At 33.6% G+C, this 15,773-nt stretch carries 18 protein-coding genes; all 18 read right to left on the reverse strand.

Annotated elements, in window-relative coordinates; all coding sequences use genetic code 11:
• Position 1 precedes the first annotated feature (1 nt).
• Positions 2 to 463, reverse strand: a complete 462-nt coding sequence (locus JCM14822_RS07505; RefSeq protein ID WP_054741104.1) for a hypothetical protein — start codon at positions 461 to 463, stop codon at positions 2 to 4.
• Positions 464 to 519: 56 nt separating this feature from the next.
• Positions 520 to 777, reverse strand: a complete 258-nt coding sequence (locus JCM14822_RS07510; protein ID WP_054741106.1) for a phage baseplate assembly protein V — start codon at positions 775 to 777, stop codon at positions 520 to 522.
• Positions 770 to 1,891: a phage late control D family protein gene (locus JCM14822_RS07515; RefSeq protein WP_054741108.1), complete on the reverse strand. Its 1,122-nt coding sequence runs from the start codon at positions 1,889 to 1,891 to the stop codon at positions 770 to 772. The genes JCM14822_RS07510 and JCM14822_RS07515 overlap by 8 nt, the downstream gene beginning before the upstream one ends.
• A gap of 17 nt (positions 1,892 to 1,908) precedes the next feature.
• Entirely contained in the window at positions 1,909 to 2,472 is a 564-nt protein-coding gene (locus JCM14822_RS07520; protein ID WP_054741109.1) for a CIS tube protein, read from the reverse strand.
• Positions 2,473 to 2,486: 14 nt separating this feature from the next.
• Positions 2,487 to 6,137, reverse strand: coding sequence for a hypothetical protein (locus JCM14822_RS07525; RefSeq protein WP_054741111.1), 3,651 nt, complete (start codon positions 6,135 to 6,137; stop codon positions 2,487 to 2,489).
• Between the two features lie 22 nt (positions 6,138 to 6,159).
• Entirely contained in the window at positions 6,160 to 6,585 is a 426-nt protein-coding gene (locus tag JCM14822_RS07530; RefSeq protein ID WP_054741113.1) for a phage tail protein, read from the reverse strand.
• 24 nt (positions 6,586 to 6,609) lie between these two features.
• Positions 6,610 to 6,753 carry a DUF6760 family protein gene (locus JCM14822_RS24910; protein ID WP_308417181.1) on the reverse strand — a complete coding sequence of 48 codons (144 nt, stop codon included), beginning with the start codon at positions 6,751 to 6,753 and terminating at the stop codon, positions 6,610 to 6,612.
• A gap of 32 nt (positions 6,754 to 6,785) precedes the next feature.
• On the reverse strand, positions 6,786 to 7,154 hold the full coding sequence (locus JCM14822_RS07535; protein ID WP_054741115.1) for a hypothetical protein: 369 nt from the start codon (positions 7,152 to 7,154) through the stop codon (positions 6,786 to 6,788).
• Between the two features lie 20 nt (positions 7,155 to 7,174).
• Positions 7,175 to 7,609 carry a phage tail protein gene (locus JCM14822_RS07540; RefSeq protein WP_054741117.1) on the reverse strand — a complete coding sequence of 145 codons (435 nt, stop codon included), beginning with the start codon at positions 7,607 to 7,609 and terminating at the stop codon, positions 7,175 to 7,177.
• 20 nt (positions 7,610 to 7,629) lie between these two features.
• Positions 7,630 to 9,378 (reverse strand): phage tail sheath family protein, encoded by a 1,749-nt coding sequence (locus tag JCM14822_RS07545; RefSeq protein WP_306307311.1) that lies wholly within the window; start codon positions 9,376 to 9,378, stop codon positions 7,630 to 7,632.
• An 84-nt stretch (positions 9,379 to 9,462) separates the two neighbouring features.
• Positions 9,463 to 9,849, reverse strand: coding sequence for a DUF4280 domain-containing protein (locus JCM14822_RS07550; RefSeq protein WP_054741119.1), 387 nt, complete (start codon positions 9,847 to 9,849; stop codon positions 9,463 to 9,465).
• A gap of 4 nt (positions 9,850 to 9,853) precedes the next feature.
• A complete protein-coding gene (locus JCM14822_RS07555; protein ID WP_172674787.1) occupies positions 9,854 to 10,237 on the reverse strand; it encodes a hypothetical protein in 384 nt (127 codons plus the stop codon).
• 53 nt (positions 10,238 to 10,290) lie between these two features.
• Positions 10,291 to 10,545 carry a hypothetical protein gene (locus JCM14822_RS07560; protein WP_054741123.1) on the reverse strand — a complete coding sequence of 85 codons (255 nt, stop codon included), beginning with the start codon at positions 10,543 to 10,545 and terminating at the stop codon, positions 10,291 to 10,293.
• Position 10,546: 1 nt separating this feature from the next.
• Positions 10,547 to 10,942, reverse strand: coding sequence for a Pvc16 family protein (locus tag JCM14822_RS07565; RefSeq protein ID WP_172674788.1), 396 nt, complete (start codon positions 10,940 to 10,942; stop codon positions 10,547 to 10,549).
• On the reverse strand, positions 10,927 to 11,124 hold the full coding sequence (locus JCM14822_RS07570) for a hypothetical protein (protein WP_054741127.1): 198 nt from the start codon (positions 11,122 to 11,124) through the stop codon (positions 10,927 to 10,929). The genes JCM14822_RS07565 and JCM14822_RS07570 overlap by 16 nt, the downstream gene beginning before the upstream one ends.
• 78 nt (positions 11,125 to 11,202) lie before the next feature.
• Positions 11,203 to 12,624, reverse strand: a complete 1,422-nt coding sequence (locus tag JCM14822_RS07575) for an MORN repeat-containing protein (protein ID WP_054741129.1) — start codon at positions 12,622 to 12,624, stop codon at positions 11,203 to 11,205.
• A 12-nt stretch (positions 12,625 to 12,636) separates the two neighbouring features.
• Complete coding sequence (locus tag JCM14822_RS07580) at positions 12,637 to 15,435, reverse strand: hypothetical protein (protein ID WP_054741131.1); 2,799 nt, start codon at positions 15,433 to 15,435, stop codon at positions 12,637 to 12,639.
• Positions 15,432 to 15,731 (reverse strand): hypothetical protein, encoded by a 300-nt coding sequence (locus JCM14822_RS07585; RefSeq protein WP_054741133.1) that lies wholly within the window; start codon positions 15,729 to 15,731, stop codon positions 15,432 to 15,434. The genes JCM14822_RS07580 and JCM14822_RS07585 overlap by 4 nt, the downstream gene beginning before the upstream one ends.
• Positions 15,732 to 15,773: the final 42 nt, after the last annotated feature.

Consider the following 15,773-nt stretch of genomic DNA (forward strand, 5'->3'; position numbering starts at 1 on the left):
TTTAATTAATTTTTACCACATTTCCTTTAACTTCTAACATTGCACCTGATTCTGCCTTAAAGCCCGTTGAACCTTTCATCTGTACCTGCATCCCTTCTACCTTTAAGGTATTTGCCTCAACTTTAATATTAGGCTTATTTTTTATATTAAGCTGTTTACAAGTCATGTCCACACTGCCATCTTTTTTCATATTTACCTTAGCCTCACCTGCTTGCAGATTAATCTCTTCTTCAGCAGTTATTGTAATCTTGCCATTTTCACTATTTACTGTTACTAAATTCTTGCCACTAGATCCAATAATGCTAATCTCATCTTTCCCCTCATCTATAATGATTTGACTTTGATTCTTCGTTTGAAGAATCACCTTTTCCTTGTCATCTACAGTTTCAAAGCTTAGCTGGCCACCTTGTTTGGTTTTAAAACGCTTAATACTATTTTTCTCATTAGCACATTCACTCATCATTTGGGAATTACTTTGATAAACTCCACCTAATACAATAGGTTTTGTAATATTCCCATCTAAAAACCTATAATCACATAGTCTCCTACTTCTGGTCTATTATAGTTTCCCCAACTAGTACCGGCCATGGTATTCATAAATTTAGCCCACACTCTCATGTTTTTTTGAGGCCCACCTATAGGGATTTCTACTTCTACTTTATCAGGAAGATTCTTATCATATAATTTATTGACTTTACCAATTGTAAGTCCTACTGGCATTTGCATGCCTTCTCGCTGCTGTCTTGTATCAAAAATAATTTCTCCAAAATTATTCATCTATTTTAATCCCTCCTTCAAAGTAAGTATGATAACCCATTGATTTACTTATTTCATGGGTTACACTACGCAAGTAAATCACCTGATTCATCCCTTTTCCTAAACCATCTATTTTAACTTTCCTGCCAGGTACAAGCTCTGGTATACCTATGGTCTGTCCTTGGGCTGATTTCACTTCCCAGCTATTTTGATCAAGGATTGCACTACTTATTTCTTTAGCTTCCGATTCTTTTCTAATTTCCTCATCATAATGTAGCACTGTAGCCGCGGCAGCTTTATTTTTGGTTACTTTTGCATGAATACTTCTCTTTTTCTTACCTGCAATGGGTTCAAAGGTTTCTTCGTCTTGGCCCCTTATCTCACTACTGGCTATAAGTTTACCAATGCATTGACTTACCACAAGTGTCATCAGACCTTCATTAGGTGATAAAGTCATAATAGGACTGCTGCTATCTGAATAACTTGGTCTAAAATACACCTCATCACCTACTACAAAAAATTCATAATGATGTTTTTGTGCTATCCATCTGATTTTCTCTAAATGGGTCATTGTCGTATGTGTTTGGATAAAGTCTCCCATTTTATCAAGTGGTGCATATAAGTTTTCTAATTCCTTCAGGTATTTATTTTGAGAAGCTGCAAGCTTACCATACTGCCTATATGTACTATCTTCTAAAATCTTTCGAATCTCCTTAATATGATTTCCGCCCACATGATGGGTATCATCTTGCTTATTCTCTAATATACCCATTAAGTCTTTACACACAATGGTCACTAGCCAGCCTTCTTCTTCACTGATTTTAAATTCACTTTCATAAATATAGCCTGTAAAAACAACTTCTGTCTTGGCATATCCTACTGCAATTTCGATTTTTTGACCTAATGTAAAATAGTCTTCAATGGCCTCATGCTTTAAGGGACTAAAGGTAATGGCTGCTACATTCATTTCGTGACTTTTGCAAGTTAAAGACACATTTAACTCTTCTAAACTATCTAACATTGCATCTGATAATGATTTCCCATCTACTTTTATAACCACATTAGGTATTTGAAATCCTGCATATTTTTGCATGAGTGCCTTATACGATGTCTGCCCTGTCATTAGACTCTTCATAGCTTCCTCCTTTAGATTTATAAACTATTTTTTCTAGGGTTGCCTACCTTACTTTGACTCATAAGGTGACTTGTCATATTCTTCTCCTCTACTTCACTAGAAGCATCATACTTTATTTCTCCTACCTGCCCCGTCGCTGAAATAGTTACCCTTGCCCTAGCTGGCATACCATTACTATGAAACATGGTATAGTTTTCATTTAATGACTCAATAAATCCTGTGAAACAAAATGTTCCCCATGCAAATCTAAATTTTTTAGGTTCTATCAAATTAATGACTTTCCCCTCACTATTTTTCTCATTTTTTAAGTAAACACATTGTAAAAGCGGTTTAATCTTACGACGTACATCTTCTTTTTTAGGATCCGTAGAAGTATCAAACAATAACTCTACATTAAAAGTATAATCATTACAGTTAACAAACTGTGTGACATCATACGTTCCCTTTTGAATAGCACCTTTTCCTCTATAGTTAACCGTTCTTGTTAAACTATAACTTTCTGGATTAAATTGAACTGTAATAATTAACTTTGCTTTGTCTGATGCATCAACACTGTAAATTCTAGCTTTAGCAAGTCCCATATTCTAACTCCTTTCTATAAGCCGCGCTTGATTTGTTCTAATCTAAGTTTCTTAGATAAACGCTCATAAACTTCATTTGTAATTTGTGTAATTGTTTTTTCAGTTACAAGAGGTGGTGCCGCTTTGATTTGAGGGAGTTGTACTTTCATAGGCATTGTCTCCTTTATAACATCTACCTGCTTTTTAACTTCTGTAAATTCAATATCTGGTAAGGAGGGCGCTTCTACTTTATTGGATGCTTGGGGCTGCTGAATTACTTCATATTGCAATGGCAATGCAACTTCCTCTAAAAACTCAATTTTCTCTGTTTTTACCTTTCTGATATTTTCATTTAGTGTTTCTCCAATATTTCTATATTGTATGTTTTGCTTTAGCACTTCCTGCCTGTCTATATTTTGTGTCACTTTGGTAAGATACTTCCTGCGCACTTGCTCACTTAATAGTTCCTTAATTGTGTTTCCTCTTTCTAACAGCTCCTGCTCACCTATTTTTTGAACTAGTTGCTTGTTATATAGTTTACTTTTACTTAAACTTCTATGATTCATGCGCTGTGTATGTATTCTATTTTGTTCCTCTAATTGTACAATCTCTTTTCTTATAGCCTGTAACATCTCTGGCTTTATAATCTTTTCTAAATGCTGCATATAAATTATTTCTTCTTGCCCTAACTTCTTACTTGATACTTCCTGCAAGTTATACTGATTTTTGATAATCTGATCTACAGTTTCTTGTACCTTAATTGTTACACCCTCTATCTGTTGATATACAATTTCTTGATGTTTTATGTCCTGAACGTTTATCTTTTCATAAACTATTTCTTGATTAGCTTTCTGCTTATATATTTCCTGCTTAATTTTTAGCATCTCCTCTTGGCTTACCAATTGTTCTAAACGAGTAATATACTTTCCTCTCATATGCCTATTGCGTTGTATTTGATTATAATTATTTTTCCCTTGTATATTACTCTCTAAGTTTAATATCTTCCTAGTTTCCAAGATTTGTTGTGCTTTTATAATATATTTCTTTCTAACTTCCTCACTTAATCCTTTTTTAATAAGCGTATCTGTTTTAAATATTTCTTTGTTAGCCATTCTTCGGATTTGTTCTGTGCTATACCTATTACTGATGCGCTTATTTAATGTCTTCTCTTGAGTCTGCCTTTCATTTTTTGCTTCTTCCAAACTATAATGATTTCTTATTATCTGATTTACAGCTTCTTGAGTATTAGCCATTTGATATGCTAACTCTTGATGGACTACTTCTTTATAAGTATTTTCCTCCTGTTCTTCCATCTTGGTGAGATATTTCCTCCTAATGTGTTCACTTAAAGTATGATTCTGCATAATACTTATCTGGGCTGTATATCTTTTTGCTGCATGGACAATCTCTTTTCTTATATGCCATAATATCTCTGGTCTTATGACTTGCTCTAGATGTTGCATATAGATGACTTCTTCATAAACTGCTATCTCTTGATGGACCATTTCCTGATGCGCTACATTCTTACGGCTTATTGCTTGATACTCTACATTTTTATAGCTACTTACTTGATGTGTTATATTTTTATGAGTGTTTACCTGATGCACTGTCTTTTTATGACTAATTACTTGATTTTCTCTACCTTTATAGGTTATTTCTTGATGATTTATATTTCTATAAGTTATCTCCTGATTGCCTCTCTCCTTATGCCCTATTTCTTGATTGGTTATTGACTGATATATTTTCTGCTGAATTTTTAAAAGCTCTTCATAACTCACTAATTGTTCTAAGCGGGCAATATATTTCTTCCGCATTTGGTTACTGCGTTGTAACTGGCTATAACTATTTCTATCTAGTATATTACCCTCTATTCTTAATATCTTCCTAGCTTCTAAGATTTGCGTGCCTTTTATAAGGTATTTCTTTCTAACTTGCTCACTCATCCCTTCTTTAATCACCATATCCGTTTTGCGTATTTCTTTATGCGCTATTCTATGAACTAAATCTATATTATTTTTCCTAATGATACTTTCATTTAGCCTCTCTACTTGAGTTTTTCTTTCGCTTTGTAGCTTTCTTATACTATCATCATTTATTATTGTCTGACTGATATCTTTTGATAACTTCGTTGTTTGATATACTAACACTTCATGGACTGTTTCTTGATCCATATTCTCTTTATACATTTGCTGTGTCACTTTTAGAAGCTTTTCCATCTTAGTAAGATATTTCTTCCTAATGTACTCACTTAAATTACTATTATAAATGTGTTTTGCGTAAGTGCTATGGCTTTTTTCTTCATGCATAAGCGCTTTTCTTATATACTCTATTAGTTCTAGCTTAACTTGCTCTAGATGTCTTATGTATATAGCTTCTTCATCAGAGAATTTTTTGCTTTGTACTTTATCTAAGTTATACTGATTTTTTATAACCTGCTTTACGTTTTCTTGTAATTTCTTTGCTATACTATCTAACTGTGTATGTATTACTTCTTGATGCTCTATATCTTTCTGTGCGATTGCTTCATAATCTGCTTCACTATAAATGACCTCTTGATTTGCTATATCTTTATAAGTAATCTCTTGATTATTTTGCTCTTCTTGCCCTATTGCTGAGTGAGTTATTTGCTTATATACTTTCTGCCGAATCTTTAATAGTTCTTCTTGGCTTACGAGTTGTTCTAAGCGGGTAATATATTTTATTTTGCCTGCTTCTAAAGTTTGTGTATCTTTTATAATGTACTTCTTTCTAACCTGCTCACTTAGTCTTTCTTTAGTACTTAGCCCTTCTTTAATAAGGATATCTTTTTTAAGTATTTCCTTCCTAGCCATTCTTTTAACTAAATTTATACTATATACTTTACTAATACTTTTATGAAGTGCCTGTCTAAAATCTTGCTTATTAATATGCCTGATGTACGCCCTATGACTTTCTTCTTTGAGGGCAATTTCTTTTCTTATGCTTAGTAATATTTCTGGTTTAATGGCCCTCTCTAAATACCTCATATATGTTATTTCTACTTGAAGCTGTTCTTTACTTTGTACACTATGCAATTTGTAATACTCTTCTATATTCTGGCCTAGATTTTCTTGTACTTTTCTTGTTATATCGTCTAACACTTGATGTACTGTAGCCGTATATTTTATCTGCTGATAACCATTCTCCTTAGATGCTATCTCTTGGTAACCTATTTCTTGATACCTTATTTCTGGATAATCTATCTCCTTATAATCTGTTTCTTTATGATTTGTCTCTTTATAATCTACCTCTTTATATCCTGTTTTTTGATGACTTATTGCCTTATACATTTGCTTTCTAATCTTTAGGAGTTGTTCCTGACTCACCAATTGTTCTAAATGGGCGATATATTTTTTTCTCGTTGTATCACTCTGTAATAACCCCATATATTCACGTTGATACTGTATAAGTAATATTTCTAAAGAACTCATTATATTTTCAGAAGGATACATAAAGATATTTTTTATATTATTTATATGAATTACAGGCTTCATATGAAAATTGAAAAGGGTTTTGGGCATCTCTTCTTGAGGCATTAAATACTCTAAATTCATCATGTGTCCACTTTGCATCTTCATGAGATACCTTTTAAATATGCTATTTGCAAACACTGGACTTATTCGATTAATAGCTTTTTGATTTTCTCCTAACCCTTTTCTTCTTTTCATATGATTACCCCTTTTATATAAATTACAGGTTTACTGCTATTTCCTCTAACCTTTCGTATTGTATTTCAAATGTTTCTAGCAGCTTATCACTACTTTCTGCATTTAAATCTGACAATGACCACTTCGTTACAAAAGCACCATAGACACAATATTCTTTTCTTAGCTTCCTAGCCCCATTGGGCTCAAATACAAATATTTGTATAGGTGTTTCTATATATTGGCCCACTTGAAATGGAAATGCCTCATTTCTAAAAGTACCACTACCCTTAATAAAAGTCATTGTATTCACTTGTTTGGGTGGCGCAGGCAAAATATGTACATGTCCTAGTCCGCCTTCTGTAATGATTTCTGTTTCTACACTTTGTACCACACTTGAAATACGCTGAAAACTTAAGCCTTGTTTATTAATATACACATCAAAACAAGCTGAAGTTAAAGGATAAACCATAGCATTCTCTCCTTTATATAAGCATTAAATATCAAATAGATTTTTAGGTCCTTTATCCCTTTGTTTATGAATAGCGGAAATTTCATCACAATACCGTCTTCGCTCTCGATGTTCTAGGGACATGACCTCTTGATGACTCCAATGGAAATAGTAGGCAATAAAGGTCATTTCTTTGTAAAGTGCATCAGTTGGATAAACCTTTATCCCTCCTGAGTAAAATTTAGAGGTACTTTATGAATTTTTCCACATTCAGGACATGTTACAACCATTGTAGGTTCTTCTACTCCATTAATTTCTTGATACATATTTTGCAGATATTGAAGGTCTGCTGTAAATAATTTTTCAATAACCTGTGGTGTTATAAAACTTATACTGCCTATATTTAAAATAACTCTTGATAGTAAAATAATCGTTAAATACCCCGGATTACGTTGCACTTCTGGATCTCTTAAAGGTAAAATTTCATCTGCTGCTGTTGCAAGGCGCATTCTTCCTTTTTTATGTAATACACCTTGATTGTCTAAATATCCTTTTGGTAATTCAAATTCATACTCAGTTCTAAATTCCATATTCTTCACCTATTCCTATTTTATGATTTTCTTACAACTGACTCGCATGCAAGTTCTACTTCTTCAATTGCTACTTCTGTACCAGATGTCGCATTAAAATCTGTTGAACGATATTTACAAGGCCACGCATTAGTTACTGTCCAAACTGCCACTTCTTTTGTACCTGTTTCATCTAATAAACTAATGGTTAAATCATGTCTTTCAATCTTACCATTTCGAATATCACTAATCCAATTGAAGAATGCAAGTGAACTTGTAACACCTTTTTTAAGGGTAATATTGCTATATTCAATAAGCCCTGGTTGTTTAATATAATCTGGGGTTGGATAATCTCCTTCACGATATTTAATTACATCAACTGTTACATCTGGTGCACTCACTTCTGAAAATCCTGCTACATTAATGCCGCCACAGTCTACTTTAAAACGAAACTTTCTAAAAGGATAATCTGCCATTATGTTTTTCCTCCTTTATTTTACTCTTCCATCTTTTGTGTGATTCTAAAGATTACAAACTCAGCTGGTCTTACTGGTGCAATACCAATGACACAAATCAAACGGCCATTTAAGATATCATCTTGGGTCATTGTATCCCTACCAATATTCACAAAGTAGGCTTGATCTTCTGTAGCACCTGCTAATGCCCCATCTCGCCATATTGTAGATAAGAAAGCACCAATTGTTCGACCTACTCTTGCCCAAAGGACTTCATCATTTGGTTCAAAAACAGCCCAGTTTGTATTGGCTTTAATAGATTCTTCTACATAAATGAATAATCTACGTACGTTAACATATTTCCAGTTGCCATCGCTGCTACATGTACGAGCGCCCCATACTTGAATGCCTTTGCCTGGTATGTTACGAATAAGGTTTACACCTTGTGGGTTTAAAATATCTTGTTCAGCTTTATTATAAAGTGAACTTAAACCTGTACATCCTCTTACAGATTCATTTGCTGGCGCTTTATGTACACCATGCTGCATATCACTTCTTGCATAGATTCCCATCATTGCCCCTGATGGTGGCATATAATTAGACTTTTTATCTAAGGCATCATACATTTCAATCCAAGGATGATACATTGCTGCATAAGAAGTATCCATAATGCCTCTATGTGCTGCTACATCTGTAACTTTTACTTTATCCATAGGGACATCTAATACAGCAAAGCGGCTTCCTAAATTTTCACAATGTGCCACAAGGGCAAGTTGAACGGCTGGATCTACAATTCCTGGTACAGCCATAATGCTGACATTGCTATTTTCAATAAAAGAAGCAATCCCTGTTCTTTGACCTGGTCCTTTATCACTGCCTATAAATACAGAAGCATCTGTCGTTGTCGTTGTGCCATCGCTACCGCCTTCTAATGTAATCTTACCACCTTCTGTTTCTTCTCCAAAGATTAAATCTACTGGATGTTTGATATCTTCTACTAAATTGACTGTGATTTGAACAAGATTTGATTTAGCCACTTTTTTCACAATATAATTTGAAGCATTTGGATTAAGTGAAAGTTTTTCATATTGTTCTTGAACATTATCATAGCTCACACTTAAATCAAAATCGCAAGTTGTAAGAGCTGTTGTTGGTACAATGTCTGTATCTACAACTGTTTTTTCATCAAATGCTTCTGCAAAAGTTACCATGCGGTCTACAATTTTAATAATTTTATTATAAATTGGTTTTGCTTTTTCATCTGATAAATCATTGAAAACAACAATGTCTCCTTCTACAAATCCTGCTGTAGATTTAAGGATAAATTGTTTTCCCTCTGCACCTATAATTTGTGTCTTTGCCTTCATTGATTTACGTATAGCGATTTTAATTTTATCGCCCCATGCACCAGGATTGGCTGCTGTAAAACTTAAGATTTTTCCTGCGTCTTCGCCTTGAGCTGGCATAGCATCTTCTGGGGCTACACGCATTACAAAGCAGCGTGAACCTCCATTTAAGAAAAAGTGCTCTACTGCATAAGGTAAGAAGCGATTTCCTTCATACGCATTAGCTGATAAATACCCACCAAATTTTCTTTGATAATCAGCAAAACTTGTAATGAATTCTGGTGCGCCTATTACAGGGCCCCTTTCAGCCATACCTACAAAACCTGCAGTACTTGTGCTAACGCCCTCCATAGCTTTTAATCCTGAATCAAATTCTTCAACATATACACCCGGAGATAAATATTCTGGCATACTTGACGGTTTGCGCTTAATAAGCCAAACCATTCCCCCTTTCATGAGAAAATTTTTTGTACAAACTTTATATAGGAAATAGTATAAAATACTATAACTTTCATTAATTCATTTTACTTATTTGATCTGAATGGTACTTTGTCCTGGATTATTGATTGCAATGACCCCACCATACGCACACATCAACTTAGAAATATTGTTTAAAGCCGGCTTATTTTTAATCAGTACCGTAGGCGAACCTGGTGCCCACGGGGCCGTAATCACCGGCATACACGGCTGAGGTGTCAACACTCCTAATGCCGCCGACGTAGCTGAAGCCACTATGGGATTCGCTAAGCTCGTACACATTCCAAAAGGCAAAATATTGGTCATTGGTATATTGTCCATAATGTTCGCTAGTGGCATACTTGTCATAACGCCATTTTGTGGTAATATTGTTAAATTCGAAGGTACATTTCCAAAACTACACTGCAACATAGCACCACCGCATACACAAAGTCCCATAGACTCACCTACTTTCTAAGCTTATTATAAACTGATCATCTCTTCTATAAATAATGTAATAACTTGTAAATACATAAAAATCATCTAATAAAATCGTATACTTTCCTTCTTCATCACTCATGCCCTGATATACTCTAATGACTTCAGCATTGACTTTATATTGTTTTTCTAAAGATTTATTGATTACAAATGTATGGGGCATCCTATATTCTTCTATCTCAAAAACTTCTAAAGGCGCCGTGAGTTCATCCCATATAATGAAATTAAAACCTACTAACGGCATAGGTAGTAAACGATTAATATGTATTTCCTTGTTTCCTCCACCTTGACTATATTTAAGCAGACTTCTTTCAGGCCTAGGTATTAATAACACTTTCTCACAAGGCACCTCAATACTGCCAGTAATCTTATACGCTTGCGCTAAACTCGCCCCATATGGCATTAAACGTATAGTATGATTGGATTCCTTTTATCAAGCTCTTTACATACTATGGATGCCTCATAAGGTACATACTTAGGATGGCAAATGACTACTTTAAGTGTTTCTTGCCAATTACCCGTCCATACAAAATATCCATCCTCTTTGCTCATCATCATGCCTTCACAAGGCGTCATATGAAACTCAAAGTCTTTTCCTTTCAACACCTTACCTGTCAAATCATCAATTAATCTAAAGACACATATCACATTTGCCATCTTATTGCCCCATTTCTTCTACTGCAAACTTAGTTGTAACCACTCTTTGTACCTCTTCTCTTTGCATAGAAGATAATAATACAGGTGATACCTCTAAATACACACTAAGCTGCATAGGGATTCCTAATCCTGTCCATATTTTCGATTTTTCCTCTAAAGGCATATGTATAACTTGTAAAGCGCTAGTATCATCAAACGTTTCACTAAATTGATGAATCTTAGAAATATCAATGACTGCATGATCATATAAATTTTGCATTACAAGGCCTAATATACGCTGTTCATCTTCTCCCTTAGCTGCTATCTGCGCTTTATGATTCACATAAATCATATATTTAAGTTTCAATGACTGTGGTGCTTTTGTTTTATAGGCTTGTCCCACTATCCTACTTTCCATATAACCCATATCTGCACTTTGTATATCATACAAAAAATTCCTAATTGATAATCTGCATCTTTATCTACTGGTGAAATCAATTTAATCATTTCCTCATTGGCTATATACATAGGACATAAATGCTGCCTCAGCAAACTACCTATATACTGGCTAATATCTGCTATAATGCTATACCCTGCCATCTTCATCACCTCATTTTCTTTGAACCGTATAATAAAGGGGCTGCAGCATCTTTTGACTTTCATAAACCATTTCATATTTTAGAAGCTTTGTTTCATAAACCTTTTTATAAAATATTTTTGTGATAACTTATTAAAATCTATAAATTTCTTAGAAACTATCTTTCCTTCTAAACTTGTTATAAAATTCAATCCATAGTTGCCTTCTGCTACAAGTTCTAGTCCTTCTGGTAATTCCTCTAACTTATTAAATATAATTATCTTTTCTACAACTTCATTTTCTGAAGTTAGCCCTTCTTCGCTGCCTATCTCATCTTGAATTCCTTCTCCATCACTGATTGCGCTTTGGCCCAATGCTTCTTCAACTACTGTACTTTCTTCCACTTTTATAACTTTTTCTAATTGTATGATTTCTTCTTGCTGTGCTTCTATCCTTGTTATAATGGCAATGCCTGCTTCTGGATAGAAATAAGCATTTTGCAAATCAGCCATATATTTCCCAGTTTTTTCTTTAAAGACTTCTTGAATAACTGGCATTTTTTCACCTAAATAAGTATTGTAATCAATTTGTCCCTTAAAAAACTGACCCTCTACAATGGCTTTATGGGCTGCATCATATAAAATACCTTTTCCTTGCCTTAGCCCTTGCAGAAATTCACCTTCATAAACCTTATTATTTTCCATGCCATCATACTCAATGCCTTGCCCATGACGTTTGCCCATAGACAGCATGCCCTCATAGACAAGCTGTCCTTCTTGGTTATATTCCTTACCCATACCTTCTCTTTGACCATGAGTATAATTACCTACATACATATACTTATTATTCCAATAACGCAAGGCCTCTCCAGAAAACAAATTGTTTTTATAAGTCCCCTCAAAGATTACTTGGCTTTTTTTATTATATAAAACGCCTGCGCCTTCTTTTACACCTTCTTTAAAAGCGCCTGTATACCATTCACCCGTTATTTTATTATATAATGTACCTATACCATCATAGAGATTTTTACTAAATTGTCCTTCATAAATCAGCTCATTATTCTTATTGTATAATTTACCTTGTCCCTCTTTTCGGCCTGCTACAAAGTCTCCTTCATAATGCATACCATTGGCGCCATATAAAGTCCCTTTACCTTCATAACTATTTTCTACAAGCTCTCCCTCATAAATCAGTTTTTTTTCTAAATCATAGACTTTACCATGTCCTGTGCACTTACCTTCTACAATATCACCTTTATAAACCACTTGATCTTTTCCATTTACTGATTTTAGAATTTTAGCTTGTCCAGTATAAGTTTCAAGGTCATTGTCATTATAATAAAAGACCTTCTCTACTATTTCTAAACTTACAGGAATCGCACGCCCTATATAAACAAAATAACCAATTCCAAGGAGGCTCAATAAGATTATGAATAACATCACAACTTTCTTTGCAATCATCCAATTACCAATTGTGATATAATCTTCTTCACTTGTAGGCATAATGCCTAGAAAATCTTTCATTTTCCCACCTCCTTATGCCCTATTCAAGCTTTCATCGTATATTAATAAAGCCATATCTTGTACCTTCGTTTCTTTAGATACAAAGCTATTGCACTTTGTAAGATACCATTTTGCTATTTCATCTAATTTATTTTCTTTAATAACCTGTAAAAACCAATTTCTAGCATTAGGAAAATCTGCTTTATAAAAGTAATCAAGTGCCATTTCAAATTGGTCTTGTGTGCTTTCTTTGGCCTGTCTTACTTCTTTTATATCGCCCTCATAATAATCATATAAATCTACCTTTTCATTGCTAGGCCCTAATACATAACCTATATAACGACATTTATAACTCTCTTGTATCTGCTCTATATATTCTTTGGTTGCAATAATATTACATGCCATCTTTCTAAATAAAGGTAAAAATCCATAAAGCCATTCTAAACGATATGCTAGGAAAACAGGTTTTACTCTATCCATTTCACCAGCTAGTTCTAATCTTATATCTAGCTGATCAAGTAATGTGACTTGCTGCATATTTTCCCTTAATATACCTGCAACCTTATTATTCTTATTTAACTTTTCATGAATAATAAAACTTGCTTCTAATGCCTTATGAGGCTCATCGTAAAGTGCTGTTACATCAAAGAAATACCTATGTTCAATATTTAATACACCATCATATTTTCCTACTGTCTTATTAATAATTCTAAAATTATCATTCATAATTTGCGCTACTCCACTTACCGTTTGCTCCAGTATATTTAAATAACGATAGGATGTAATTGCGATAGGTTTATTCATTTGTTTATAGGTTCCCACTGTCATTTCTTGAATACTATTTTTCTCTAATAAGCCAAAAAACTTCTTCGGTACAAAACTATAGTAATGTTTAGTAATTTCATTTAAATCATATTGATTTGAAACTTTTTCTGCTATAAGCGTATTGAGTATTTTACTGATATTAGCAAATTCATCATACCCATAGCTTTGTAAATGCTCGGCTTTCTCTTGTTCTTTCCAAGACTTCAAACATCCCTCTATTTTCTTAAGAGGTACTAATGTTTGTTTAATGACCAAACTTACAACTACTATAATGATTAGTGCAATATATATAATTAATCTAATTATTCGCTTAATAAACGCTTGTATTTGTGTTTTTCCATAAAGAAAATTCTCACCTACCTCTAAAATAGCTTCCACTTCTTGATTACTATTTTTAATAGGTAGTAACCTAACCAAGTGTCTTCCTTCCTTATAAATCACATTTCCCTTCTCTAGAGGCATTCCCGAGTTAATAACTGCCTTATACTGAGCATATTCACTAGGACTTGTGTAATGTTTCAGCGCATAATAGTTAGGAATCTCATCATCCATTGTAATCAGTAATGTCTCATCTTTTACTAAGATTAATCTTGTGGATACCGCATCATTTAACAAAATTTTGCTGAGTTCATTTTCTTCTACTCTACCTTTTTTATACCATAGGTCTTCCACCTTTTCTGTGTTAATGCCACTTAATAATAATTCACTTGTGCTTTTTATATCCTTACGATTATCATTTTCTACTTGCAGCGTATAAAGATGAATAACCCCTACTGAAAAAACTATAATGCTGACCACAACTATAGGGACAATATAACATGTGAGCCTTATAAAAACATAAGGGCTATTTTGAATAAAATACATTAAAACAATAATTATAGCAACCATTACTAAAAGACTTAAGAATAACGGCAATATAGTATAAGCAATTAATCTCAAAACTGTTACCGGAGATAATCTTAATGTGACAGCGCTAATTGCATCTTTCCCTCCATTATTCGTTACAAATATCTGTACATGCTTTGCTTCTTCCTCACTTGTGACAGCTACTAAACTTTTCTTCATCTGATACGCCATCTTATAACAGCTGCTATAATTTGTTGTACTTCCCTTAAAAATTTCTCGTCCCCAAAACATTAATTGGCTCTTATTGGTTACAACATTAATCCTACGAATATCTCCCGTTTCCTCTACTGCAACATATAAGTTATTATCCCAATCCACCTGAGCTGAAAGTATATGATAATCAACTGTTTCTTTACCATCTATAGGTACCTTACTCAGCCTATCACTTTTGCTAATATATAATTCTCCTTGATCTGTGATGCCACCTACTTCTTTATATACACTAAATAAACTATGTAACTTCTCATGAGTAGGCATCTTATAACTTTTATCAATTGTTTTAATTAAAGTATTTGCACGTGTTTGCTGTACCCATTTTTGCCTGCATAAATTATTATTTTCCTTTTTTATACCCAAAATATTAAATTGTAACTGTCCCTCATCTTCACTAACATTAAGTTTACTAAATACAATAGACGGCTCTAGACATTCTACTAATATTTTCTTATGACTACTTTTTAAAAATCCTGTACTTAGTTTGATGATTTGCTGCTTTACTTCATGATTCTTTACATTTGTGATGGTCGTAAGTAAGTAAATATTATGGGCCATATCACTTGCAATATCTTCTATTTGTAAGAGTTCATTTTGCTTAATCTTATTTTCACTATATAAATAATTGACATCTAGATTCTGATTTAACTTGATAATATACTCCCTGCTTCCAGAATTAAGTGTCATACAAATATCTTCCGGCGTACTGCTTAAGCACTCCACACGATTTTCAAAAGAAGGGGTATCAATATAAACCTCTGCAAAAGCCCAAATTATACTTAATACTACTGCCAGACATATATTAATAATAATCAGCTTTTTCATATGCTTTAATAAATCTATTAAAAAGCTCTTAATTTGCTGGCTCCACTTTTCGACTCCTTTCATTTTCCCTCCTCCTCTTGCTGATATACCACATTACCAATATGATATAGCTCTTTATACGTATAACTGCTTACAGGCTTTACATCTTGTTTTGACCGCATCACTTTAAAGCCACAAGCCCCTGCAATCAAAATGAGAAGCCACATCATCGCATTTAAACCATACTTCTTAAAATTTTCCCCTGCCTCCTCTTTTCTTATAATCAGCCATTCTCTAAGGTCTTCTTTCTTAGCAAGCTCATCTGGTAATTGATTTAAACACATGTACAGTTCCTTATAACTTTTAAAACCATAAATCATTTTCTTTTGAAATACCTCTAACGCTTTAGTATTTTTTTTAAT

The sequence above is a fragment of the Cellulosilyticum ruminicola JCM 14822 genome, from assembly GCF_001311925.1.
GTDB lineage: Bacteria > Bacillota > Clostridia > Lachnospirales > Cellulosilyticaceae > Cellulosilyticum > Cellulosilyticum ruminicola.

Bases quoted from the DNA above. Each gene is read 5' to 3' on its own strand.
- JCM14822_RS07505 (WP_054741104.1), bottom strand. From the start codon at position 463: ATGATGAGTGAATGTGCTAATGAGAAAAATAGTATTAAGCGTTTTAAA.
- JCM14822_RS07510 (WP_054741106.1), bottom strand. From the start codon at position 777: ATGAATAATTTTGGAGAAATTATTTTTGATACAAGACAGCAGCGAGAA.
- JCM14822_RS07515 (WP_054741108.1), bottom strand. From the start codon at position 1,891: ATGAAGAGTCTAATGACAGGGCAGACATCGTATAAGGCACTCATGCAA.
- JCM14822_RS07520 (WP_054741109.1), bottom strand. From the start codon at position 2,472: ATGGGACTTGCTAAAGCTAGAATTTACAGTGTTGATGCATCAGACAAA.
- JCM14822_RS07525 (WP_054741111.1), bottom strand. From the start codon at position 6,137: ATGAAAAGAAGAAAAGGGTTAGGAGAAAATCAAAAAGCTATTAATCGA.
- JCM14822_RS07530 (WP_054741113.1), bottom strand. From the start codon at position 6,585: ATGGTTTATCCTTTAACTTCAGCTTGTTTTGATGTGTATATTAATAAA.
- JCM14822_RS24910 (WP_308417181.1), bottom strand. From the start codon at position 6,753: ATGACCTTTATTGCCTACTATTTCCATTGGAGTCATCAAGAGGTCATG.
- JCM14822_RS07535 (WP_054741115.1), bottom strand. From the start codon at position 7,154: ATGGAATTTAGAACTGAGTATGAATTTGAATTACCAAAAGGATATTTA.
- JCM14822_RS07540 (WP_054741117.1), bottom strand. From the start codon at position 7,609: ATGGCAGATTATCCTTTTAGAAAGTTTCGTTTTAAAGTAGACTGTGGC.
- JCM14822_RS07545 (WP_306307311.1), bottom strand. From the start codon at position 9,378: ATGGTTTGGCTTATTAAGCGCAAACCGTCAAGTATGCCAGAATATTTA.
- JCM14822_RS07550 (WP_054741119.1), bottom strand. From the start codon at position 9,849: ATGGGACTTTGTGTATGCGGTGGTGCTATGTTGCAGTGTAGTTTTGGA.
- JCM14822_RS07560 (WP_054741123.1), bottom strand. From the start codon at position 10,545: ATGGCAAATGTGATATGTGTCTTTAGATTAATTGATGATTTGACAGGT.
- JCM14822_RS07565 (WP_172674788.1), bottom strand. From the start codon at position 10,942: ATGGAAAGTAGGATAGTGGGACAAGCCTATAAAACAAAAGCACCACAG.
- JCM14822_RS07570 (WP_054741127.1), bottom strand. From the start codon at position 11,124: ATGGCAGGGTATAGCATTATAGCAGATATTAGCCAGTATATAGGTAGT.
- JCM14822_RS07575 (WP_054741129.1), bottom strand. From the start codon at position 12,624: ATGAAAGATTTTCTAGGCATTATGCCTACAAGTGAAGAAGATTATATC.
- JCM14822_RS07580 (WP_054741131.1), bottom strand. From the start codon at position 15,435: ATGAAAGGAGTCGAAAAGTGGAGCCAGCAAATTAAGAGCTTTTTAATA.
- JCM14822_RS07585 (WP_054741133.1), bottom strand. From the start codon at position 15,731: ATGATTTATGGTTTTAAAAGTTATAAGGAACTGTACATGTGTTTAAAT.